Annotated in this window: 10 protein-coding genes and 1 pseudogene; 1 reads left to right on the forward strand and 10 read right to left on the reverse strand. The window is 27.6% G+C overall.

The window, feature by feature from the left end:
- Nucleotides 1-102, forward strand: a pseudogene (locus ACVC5O_RS02750) (IS110 family transposase); the annotation flags it as partial.
- A 52-nt stretch (nucleotides 103-154) separates the two neighbouring features.
- On the opposite strand, the gene ACVC5O_RS02755 reads toward ACVC5O_RS02750, so the two are convergent.
- The 10 genes from ACVC5O_RS02755 to ACVC5O_RS02800 form a co-directional block, all read right to left on the reverse strand.
- The gene (locus tag ACVC5O_RS02755; protein ID WP_452219935.1) at nucleotides 155-433 is read right to left on the reverse strand and encodes a hypothetical protein; all 279 of its coding nucleotides are present in this window, start codon (nucleotides 431-433) and stop codon (nucleotides 155-157) included.
- Entirely contained in the window at nucleotides 426-818 is a 393-nt protein-coding gene (locus ACVC5O_RS02760; protein ID WP_452219936.1) for a DUF5063 domain-containing protein, read from the reverse strand. Before ACVC5O_RS02760 ends, ACVC5O_RS02755 begins: the two co-directional genes overlap by 8 nt.
- A 227-nt stretch (nucleotides 819-1,045) precedes the next feature.
- Entirely contained in the window at nucleotides 1,046-1,726 is a 681-nt protein-coding gene (locus tag ACVC5O_RS02765; protein WP_267147254.1) for a hypothetical protein, read from the reverse strand.
- 165 nt (nucleotides 1,727-1,891) lie between these two features.
- Nucleotides 1,892-2,335: a hypothetical protein gene (locus ACVC5O_RS02770; protein WP_452219937.1), complete on the reverse strand. Its 444-nt coding sequence runs from the start codon at nucleotides 2,333-2,335 to the stop codon at nucleotides 1,892-1,894.
- A complete protein-coding gene (locus tag ACVC5O_RS02775; protein WP_147376116.1) occupies nucleotides 2,335-2,775 on the reverse strand; it encodes a hypothetical protein in 441 nt (146 codons plus the stop codon). The genes ACVC5O_RS02770 and ACVC5O_RS02775 overlap by 1 nt, the downstream gene beginning before the upstream one ends.
- Before the next feature lie 336 nt (nucleotides 2,776-3,111).
- Nucleotides 3,112-3,525, reverse strand: a complete 414-nt coding sequence (locus ACVC5O_RS02780; protein ID WP_452219938.1) for a hypothetical protein — start codon at nucleotides 3,523-3,525, stop codon at nucleotides 3,112-3,114.
- 244 nt (nucleotides 3,526-3,769) lie between these two features.
- Nucleotides 3,770-6,163, reverse strand: a complete 2,394-nt coding sequence (locus ACVC5O_RS02785; protein WP_452219939.1) for an erythromycin esterase family protein — start codon at nucleotides 6,161-6,163, stop codon at nucleotides 3,770-3,772.
- A gap of 198 nt (nucleotides 6,164-6,361) precedes the next feature.
- Entirely contained in the window at nucleotides 6,362-7,042 is a 681-nt protein-coding gene (locus ACVC5O_RS02790) for a hypothetical protein (RefSeq protein WP_452219940.1), read from the reverse strand.
- A 34-nt stretch (nucleotides 7,043-7,076) separates the two neighbouring features.
- Nucleotides 7,077-7,862 (reverse strand): hypothetical protein, encoded by a 786-nt coding sequence (locus ACVC5O_RS02795; protein ID WP_452219941.1) that lies wholly within the window; start codon nucleotides 7,860-7,862, stop codon nucleotides 7,077-7,079.
- Nucleotides 7,863-7,995: 133 nt separating this feature from the next.
- The gene (locus tag ACVC5O_RS02800) at nucleotides 7,996-9,834 is read right to left on the reverse strand and encodes an NACHT domain-containing protein (protein ID WP_452219942.1); all 1,839 of its coding nucleotides are present in this window, start codon (nucleotides 9,832-9,834) and stop codon (nucleotides 7,996-7,998) included.
- Between the last annotated feature and the right edge of the window lie 314 nt (nucleotides 9,835-10,148).

Below are 10,148 nucleotides of genomic sequence, written 5' to 3' on the forward strand. Positions count from 1 at the left end.
TTAATAGCAGTATGTAATAAGCTTTTAAAACAGGCTTTTGCAATTGCAAAATCGGGATTAATATATGATGATTCTTATAGAAGTACTTTAGTGAAAAATTAATGAGTTTTTACTTGTTTTTTACCACAGTACTTTGTTGTAACACGTTTTTAGTTTAACTTCCAGTTTTATAATTACTCTCCATTAAACTCAAAACTTCTTTAGATACATTAGGCTTTAACTTTTCTATTTCTTGTTGAAATTGTAACTCCATTTCTTTACTATATAATTCTGATGATATCATTTCTAGATTATTATTTATTGTTTCTAATACAGAAAACATCTCATCAGTTGTTTCGCTAGTACCTTTGGGTCTTTTAACTCTTGGGTCACTACTCCAGAGACATTCACTTCCATATTTTAGAAACAAATTATATATTTCAATTCTAATCATTTCTTTCTTTTAGTCGCTTTAATAAATCCGCTAAATGCTGTTCAGAATGTGTTCGCATGTGGAACTCAAAATGCCAAAGAGCATCATTTTTACTTGTATTTTCAAAGTACCATTTTACTTCCAACATATCCTTTATAATATCAGCTAAATCATCTAATTCGTCTCCAATTCCAATTTTAATATTCGGTTCCATTTTATTTGAGTCTAAAACCGAACTATACCAACCAAAATCAGGGAAATTTGATTTAACATTTTCTAGGATTTTCTTAAAATCGAAATCTGGTTCATCTTTATAATCCTTTTCGTCAAATTCAAATTTTACATTTAGAAATTCTGAGTAAATTCCAACTAGCAGTTTTTTCAGAACATCAGTTTTGTCGGTCATATCCACTTTTGGATTAATTCCGAATTCCGTGATTTGGTCTATTAATTCTATTAATTTACTCAATGTTCTTTGGTTTGGTAAATGTGTTACAACGGTTTAGCATATGGTTTGTTGCGTGATTAAGTCACTAAGTTAGTAAATAAAAACCGAATAGAAAGTCCGAAAGGACTTTCGTAAGCAGGCTAGAACCTAGCAATAAAATATATGCATTGTTGTAAAACGTTTTTTTATTCAATTTTCCTATAAACATCTGTTCCGCAGTCAATACAAAATCCTTTTCCTTTAGTTAAAGTCAATAGTCCATTTTCTTTAACCATTATTGAATAAAGTTTATTACAGTCAAATTCAATATAATAATTCCCCCAACCTTGTCTTATAAGTTCAAATTTACTCTCTGAAATTAATTTACCGTTTTTGAAAATTTTTATTGTTTTATCTTTCTCAATAATGACTTGTTCATCTTTTTTTCCTTTAAAAGGCATAAAGAGATTTGTCATAGTTTCCCATTTCCATTTTCCGACTATTTGGTTGATGTTTAATTGCTCTTTTTGAAAATTAATCCCTCTAATTCTATCTATTGCATACATTGAATAAAAAGAGCCTTTATTCTTTTTAGCAAACTTTAAGTATTTTTCTGCTAAGATTGAATCATTTGTTTTTAATTCGTTGTTCCTTAAGTAAGTTACATATTCTGAAAAGTTTTTCTTTCTCAATGAGTCTAATGAAAAATCTTCTGAAATTAATTTCTCAAATTGTATTGTTGGTAAGTTTCCAAAAGAATCAATTTTTGATTTTAAAATAGTTATTTCATTATTCAGTTTTAAGTTTTCATTCTGTAATTTAGATTCATTTTTGTTACAGGATTGTAAAGTTGAAATAATCAAAAAAAGCAAAATTATTGTTCTCATAGTTCTCTGTTTGTCAAATGTTTTACAACGTGTTTGTATATGGTTTGTTGCGTGGTTTAGCACGTAATTTAGCAAATAAAAACCGAATAGAAAATCCGAGAGGATTTTCGTAAGTAGGTTATAACTAGCAATAAATTATATACGGTGTTACCCAACGTTTTTTATTTACTTAAAAAGTTCTTTGTCATCAGAAACGTAACAAATCTTGTCTTTGCTCTTATTAAGTTTAACCTCAATAACATCACCTTTCTTAATATCGTTCAAAAGATTTTTTATGATTTTTGTTTCTTCTTTAGATTTTAAAGAGTTTTTCCCGTAAACGCCTTGTTTTGGATAAATATATCCAAAATAATAATTGTTTTTTATAGCCACAGCAATCAGATAAACTCTAAAAGAAGAACTCTTACCTTGTTCATCTCCTGCTCTTAATTTAGCTATTGGATTTTTTGCATTTGGATTAAGTCGATATGCAACACATTGAGCTAATAAATCATCAGATTCTAATATAAAGATATCGTTGATTATTGCCTTTTCGCAATCTTTGTATGAATTTTTTTTGAGAAGTTTTTTGACTTCAGATATAAAGCTTTTTTGGAAGAAAAATTTCATTAAAGCTCATCAACTAGAGAACTTAACTCTTTAAAGTCATTGTTCTTTCTTAAATCAAATATTATATGCTCTACTTCATTAACAGCTTCAATGTGAAATTCAATTGCTTTTTTCATTTCTTTAAAGTCATCTTTAAAAAGTCCTTTAGGAACGTATATTCTTCTTTGTCCAGAGTAGAATTTTCTAAAGTGCTTATCAGAAGCTTTTCCCATTGCTATAATCCCTCTAATAATTACTTCATCTGATGTAGATAAGTTATCTAACCAAGTTATTTTTGTAAGTAATGAGCCTAATTTTTCTAGAGATTTAGTCAAAATAGAATATTCTTTCTTCTTATCATTAATGTGGTCAAGGATCTTATTAATTCTTTCTTCCTCGCTCAATGAATGAGAGTAAGATTTTATAATTTCTCTATTTATTTTCTCTAATGTAGTTGTCATAGTTTTATAAATATACATAAAATGTACTGTACAAATATACTTTTTTTACAAATTAAGTCAATTAATAATGTGTTAAATTCGCTTTTTGTTTTAAATTCAGGTATTATTTACTAATCATATTAGACGTATATACAATTAAAACGTTACAAAGATTATTCCATTTCTTGATGATTTTGGTAAATGTTGGGTAACGGTTTTGTGTATGATTAGTGGCGTGTTTAAGCACCTAATTTAGCAAATAAAAACAGCATAGAAAATCCGCGAGGATTTTCGTAAGTAGGCGAGAACCAGCCATTAATTATACACGTTGTTGCCAAACGTTTTTATTTTCAGTTACTAATTGTAAAATTTATATTCAGTTCCGAATTTCAGAATATTTTCAGGCGTGTTTTTGGTCGGAACATATCTTAAAATCAGAGTGTCTCCACTCATTGCATTTCCAAGTTTATATCCATTTTCCTCATTCCAGATTCGATTTTTTTCTCCGTCAGTTATTTCAAAAACGTTAGGATTTGATTTAATTAAAATTCTGAATTTATTTTTTGAGTCTTTTAAATCCGCAGTATTATTTTCTTTAGTTATGCTGTAACATCCAGAAGTTGTATCAACACCAATAATTTTAGAAGAAGCTTCTTTATTGAAGTTGTATGATACTGTCATCATTTTCGTGTATTGACACTTTTCAGTTGAATTTCCGCACGAAAATAAAATCAGCGATAATATTAAAAGTGGAAATAATTGTTTTTTCATAATTGGTTTTTGTTTAAAGTTCGATTTTTTTCAAATGTTTGGTAACGGTCTTGTATATGGCTCGTAGCGTGCAAATTAGAAAATTATTTTCGGATTGAGCACAAGCCAAATTTTTAAATTTTACTATTTATCTTTTTTGTTGAAAATCGTCAAATTTAAAAATTTGGCGACTTTCCAAATATGCCTTAACTTTGAATAAGCAAATAATTAGCTATGAGCTATATACGTTGTTGCCAATAGTTTTTTATTCCGATTTTCCTTTTATCTTTCTTTTGTAAAATGAATTCCAAAAAGCTTTATCATATTCCACTCGATTTAATACTGTTTGTTTCTTTTCACGCCATTCGTACTCAATTTCTTCAACGTTCTTTAATTCAAAGTCGAATAAGTACGAATCTCTCTCGAAAACTCCATAATTTTTGTTGTTGTCTTTGTCTAGGGTTTCGTTATAGCGACGATTAAAATATCTTGTAGCATAAAATTTACCATTATTTTTAATGTCCGAATAATAACAAATGTTTTCTTCTTTGATAGTGGTTGAAACTATATCTTTATAACCTTCATATCCTTTAAAGTGTTTTTCTATTTCAACTTTGTTTAAGCTAGTTTCCCAGTTTTCAATAACTTTTACTATTGCAAAATTTTCTTTATCAATATAAACTCTGCCAGAGTATTCTGTTGGGTAGCCTTTGTTAGTATAATTCCATTTATTTCTTTCTGTTTGAAAAGCTATTATATATAATCCATCCTCAATTGGATTATTCGATTTTACAAAGTTTAGTTTAAATTTCTTGTACTTTCTCTTGTGCAAAATATTAGCATAACGAATGGCATTTTGTCTGTAAGAAAAAAATTGAGAAGAATATTTATACCTTTTTGGATTTGAGTTCTTATTCCATTTTATCTGTTCAACTCTTTGTGTTATTACAAAAGGTGACAAATATCCATCGTCGTGGTCTTTAGTTATTAACTCTAAATCTAATTCGGTTATGTCATTTTTATTTACCAAAACATTGCCATATCTATAAAAATTAAAAGGTTCAGTAGGATGATTTAGTTTTTTGTTGGATATCGCTTTTTTTAATACTGCCTTTGGCGATAAATAACCAGTAATTATAACTTCGTCTAATTCTTCAAATCTTGATTTTAAATATGTTTTATCGTTTAGTTCTTTTAGTGAAATAGTTTTAGTTTCAAAACCCATTGACGAAATAGCTACAGTTGAGTTTTTTAACATTGCTTTTTTGATTGGTAATTCATAAAAACCGTTTTCATCAGCTACTCTGTAGATTTCTTCTTTTTTTAAGATTAAGGTGGCAAATGGAATAGGTTCATTATTTTCTTCATTAAGCAACTGTCCTTTTAGTATAACATTTTCGCCTATTTCGATTTGCTCTATTTTTTTACCTAAAGCTATTTGTTTGTTAGAAACAGTTATGCTGTCTTTTAGTGTCTCTAATTTGGGTAATGTTGCATTTTGAAAAAAGATATATCCATCGTGTAATTCGTCTAATCTTGCATTTGTGAAATCGACAAAGTTTAATAGTCTTGTTTCTTTTATAGATTTTATTTGCTCTTGGTTTGAGGTTACAAATAGGTAAGGTTTATTTAAGCTATTCAATTCGTACTCGAATGAATTGGTTTTAATAGGTGTTAAATGCCATTTTTTTGTACCATTATCAAAAAGTGAATCGTTTGCGTGTATTGTTGCTAAACTATATGATTTTTCTTTTAAGTCTTGATGAATGTAAGAACCCATTGAAATAAAGTCTTTTGCAATTGGTTTTGAAATACTTGAGTTATCGTTTATAATATGAACATTATCTGCCCAACAAATAATTTTTTCATTTGGATTCCTTTTAATGTAACTCAAAAGATTATCAGCCATTTGTTTATCTCTGATATTGTCATTTACATTACCAAAATCTGTGGTAAGGATTTCTTTTTTATTGTAATATGCGTCTTGCGAAGAAGCTAAAAGACTTTTTGTAAATTGTTTCCAATAATAATTGATTTCATTAGAATCTAAATTTTCAATTTGCTTAATAATTCTATTAATTTCTTTTTCGTAAACTTTATACTTTATATCATCTTCCTCGATTGTTACATTTTCTAAAACTCCTTCTATGATAATTCCTAAATCATCCTCGTCTAACTTTAAAGTAATATTCTGACTTTCTAAATAATCATAAAAATCTTCCACAAATTGAGAAGTATTTATGACTTGTGAGTCAAAGCCAATAACTTTTAAATTGTTTTTTTCTATATAGTTTACGACTCTTTGAAATTCTAACGTACTAGACCAAACTCCCCAAATTGCGTTATTAAATTCTTTGGGATTAAAACCATTTTTGTTCATTTTCCAAATGTCATACATCGAAGATTCCATTGCAATAGTTGTAAATCCTAACTCTTGATGAAGATATTCCAAAACTCTTGCTTTCATCTCAAATATATTTCCATACATATGAGTTTGTTCTCCAAGCATTACAAGTTGTTTTCCTTGTAATTCATTTTTCAGAAACTTTAAATCTTTGTATTCTTTTGATTCTGGTGGAAGAAGTTCTATCGTTTTTAATTCTTGTGATTGAGCTATTGTCAAAAACAAGCAAGAAATTAGGGTGAAAATTATTTTCATTTATTGTAAACTATCTTAATGTTTTAATTCTTGTTCGTCGGTTGGTCAAAATTATTGGCAACGGTTTTGTGTATGGTTAGTTGCGTGTTTAAGCAACTAATTTAGTAAACAAAAACGAACGCGAGAAAATTCCGAAGGAATTTTCCAAATAGGCAACGTTCAAAGCAATTAATTATACACGTTGTTGGCAAATCGTTTTTATTTCCACTCAACAAATTTTGTCAGATTCCATTTGTCTTCTGCAAGTTCCGTTTCAGCTTGTTTAGTTTTACTTATTGCTATTTCAACCACATTATTCGCTGTATAGTTTTTTCCAGAATATGCATCTTCAAGTATGCCATCATACAATTTAGTCAAAGTAGCTGCTGCATACCAAGTCATCCTAAATTCGGCAGTATTATTATTTGGATTTGCAGAAAAATAGAAATCCAATTCGGCTTTGTCGTATATCTTTTTGATGTTTTCAGGTATGGATTCCAAATCTTCAGGTTCGTGAAATGAAAAATAATCTTCTTTGTCAAAATCAGATATATATAATTCAAATCCTGTTAGCCATTCTCCTTTTCCATATTTGGTGGTAAAACTACTGTCAGTTACAATTATTTTGAATGGTAAAAAACCAGTTTGATTATTTATGTCAAAATTTGGATGAAATTCAACTTCCAAACCAATTCTTTCCATTTCTGCTTTCCATAATTCTAAAAAATCAGAATTAGGTTTTGGAATCTTTACATTTAAGTCAAAGGATGAAATTTCACTCTCAATGATGTTATTACTTACTTGTCCGATATTTTTTGGTTTATTGTTTTTTGATAGGATAATATTTGCAGTAACAACTATAATTATTATAATTCCGAATATGATTAGTATCTGTTTCATAAATGTTTGCCAAACGTTAGTGGCAATTTTTTTATTACCATTCTCTCCATAAGTCAGCAATTCCTTCACCATCTGCATAGTCTGAAGGGTTTAATCCTGAAGCGATTGTTATTTTATCAATAAGTTTACATAAATCTTCTCTTTCTCCTGTTTCGATTAAACCTTCTTCTTTTTCACTTAGTTTATTCAGTTCTTTAATTGCTATTTCAAAAAACTTAATTTTTTTCTCTTTTTCTTCATTTTCTCCTGCTTGTATGAGTTTATCAATTAGGTTATCAAATATTTTTTTAGCGGCATCACAATTCTCTTGAGTGTATTGTTCCATTTCATATTCATAGTAATTTTCTCTCCAATACTTGAAAGGATATAATTCTTTAGATTTAATTAATTTTTCTGAAAAAGAAAGTTTATAAAATTCTGTCAAGTTTTCATCAAATTGTAATTGGAAGAGATTTATTTTTAAATCATCAATTTTTCCATTAGAATCAAATATTTTATTTCTGTATAAAAATTTAACATAATCTATCCAAAATGAATAGCCAGAGGTTTCTACAGTAACATTTTGTTTTAAAAATTTAAATATAACATAGTCATTTCCGTGTTCATTATCAATTCCACCAAGTGATTCTTCAATGTATATTAATTCTTCTTTTGTTTTTAAATCGTAAATGCTTAACCAGCCTTTAGCGACATCTATTTTATAATCAAATACCTCAATGTCGTCTATCAGTAATTTACCTTTTTTTAATATTAGGTTTTGTGCTTTTAGATTAACCGATATAATTACCGAAAATATTAATAGTATAAGTGTTTTTTTCATTTAGATATTTTTTTATAAAATGTTTGCCAACGGTTTTGTGTATGATTAGTGGCGTGTTTAAGTACCTAATTTAGCAAATAAAAACCGAATAGAAAATCCACTAGGATTTTCGTAAGTAAGCGATAACTAGCCATTAATTATACACGTTGTTGGCACTAGTATTTATTGAATTCAGAATAAAATTAGAATCCTTTTTAGCCAACTTTGATGTTTTATTTTTTATGTTAGAAATTGCATCTTTTAATTTTGAAATATTCATTTCAAAGTCTGTTTTATAATATTTTGATATAAACATATTTGCTCGTTTATCTATTTCTTTGTAATAAAAAACATCAAAAGTTGAGAACTTTATATATTCTTCAATATTAATTTCAAGGTTCCCTATTTTTGCATTTTTTATATTTCGAAGAGAAAACTCCCAGTTCAATTCAATTTCAAGGAAAGAGAAAATACTAAAAATGATATGGTTGTCAAATTTGTATCTATTAAAATATTTGAATTTTGAAAAATCTGATATGTTATTTAAATCTTCTCGAACATTAAATATATTATAGAATTTTGATACTGGATTAGATACGTTTTTAGTAAGTACAGAAATAAATTTTTCAATTTCTGGGATTATGAAATTTAATTTAAAATCGTAGCTATCAATTTCATCTAACAATAAAAACAAATTTGAAAGACTGTCATTACTATTTATTGCGTAATTCGGTAGTACTTTTTGATAAATATTTAATTTTGCATCTTGAGATTGTGTTGCTATTAATTCAGAGCAAAAATATTCTTGTAATGAACGATGTGGAAAAATATAATTCAGTCCATCAATCTTTAGAATTGAAATTGAGGTTGCCAAATCATAAATTAAATCGCTTGTGTCGAATATTAGTCTAGTATGCTTTTTTATTATATCAATTTTCTTTTTAAGGTATGATTCACTAAACTCATACTTACCTTCAAAAAATGACAGCATAGAGAACCACTGTAGGATTAATTCTATTTCATCATTTTTTAATTTACTTTTTCGTTCGTGTAAATATCCACCTTTCTTTGATACAGTATCGTGCTTGGTAGCTAGAGTATCATAAATATTCCAATAAAATTTACTCCTTTTTGTCGGAAGCTCTGGATAATTTTTAAAAGTATAAATGAACATTGACAATAATAAAGGCGATTTTAAATATTCTAAATATTCTTTTTTTCTATTTTCCTTAATAGTTGATTTAATGTTTTCTGCTAACTCCTTATCATTTAAGAGCCAACACTGAATATCTATAAATTCATAAATTTGTTTACTTGTAAGCTCTTTGATTGTAAAACTATTAAATCTTGGAATTGATTCTAGTCCAGAATTTTTTCTAGATGAAATAACAAAATGATTTTTATTATAACTGTCAATGAATGAGTCTATTTCATCAACTAATTTTGATTTTTTATTAGAATATATTTCATCAAAACCATCTAAAAGGATTATAAATCGACCACTTTTTAAAATCCTTTCAATTATTTTCTTATTTGGTGCTAGATTATTTGAATCAATAATATTAACTATATAATTTTTAAAGGATAACTCATTATTATTAAAACTTCGTAGTTCTAAATAAATTGGAACTTTAAAACCTTCTTCATACGAATCAATAAATAAATGCTTTAGAAGCATACTTTTTCCACTACCAGCGTTCCCTATTATGGAAGCACAATTGGATTTATTTAAGAATAAGTTTCTACAATTAGGGTTTTTAATTCTTTTTCTTCTATCACTAACAACAGTTAAAGGATAATAAAGATTTTTGAAATTTAGATTTTCATTTCTATGTAAAAAGGTTCTTGAATAGAGGAATTTCAACCTCATTTTTTTAAGGTACTCATCAAACCCATTGTCAATTAAATGGGCTATTTCATCCTTTAAAAAACCAAAAGATTTTGATACTTGGTCTAATCCTTTTTCTAGTAATATTGAAGTTCCAGGTTCCATTTTTTATATTAGTGCCAACGTTGTTGTATATGGTTTGTTGCGTGTTTCAAGCAACTAATTTAGCAAATAAAAACCGAATAGAAAATCCGCGAGGATTTTCGTAAGTAGGCTAGAACTAGCAATAAATTATATACGGCTTAAGTTTACAATTCATTAAATTAGATAAATAAACAGAAAAGACAAAAGAGAGGAGTAAGGTTATTATATACGCAGAAGCCTAGACTTCGTCAACATTGAAAATCCCCTCTCTTTTCTACACAGATTTCGTACAGTTCTATGAGGCTTTAAGACCTCGCTTTTAAGTCGTTGAAACT

This window comes from Lacinutrix salivirga, assembly GCF_053604675.1.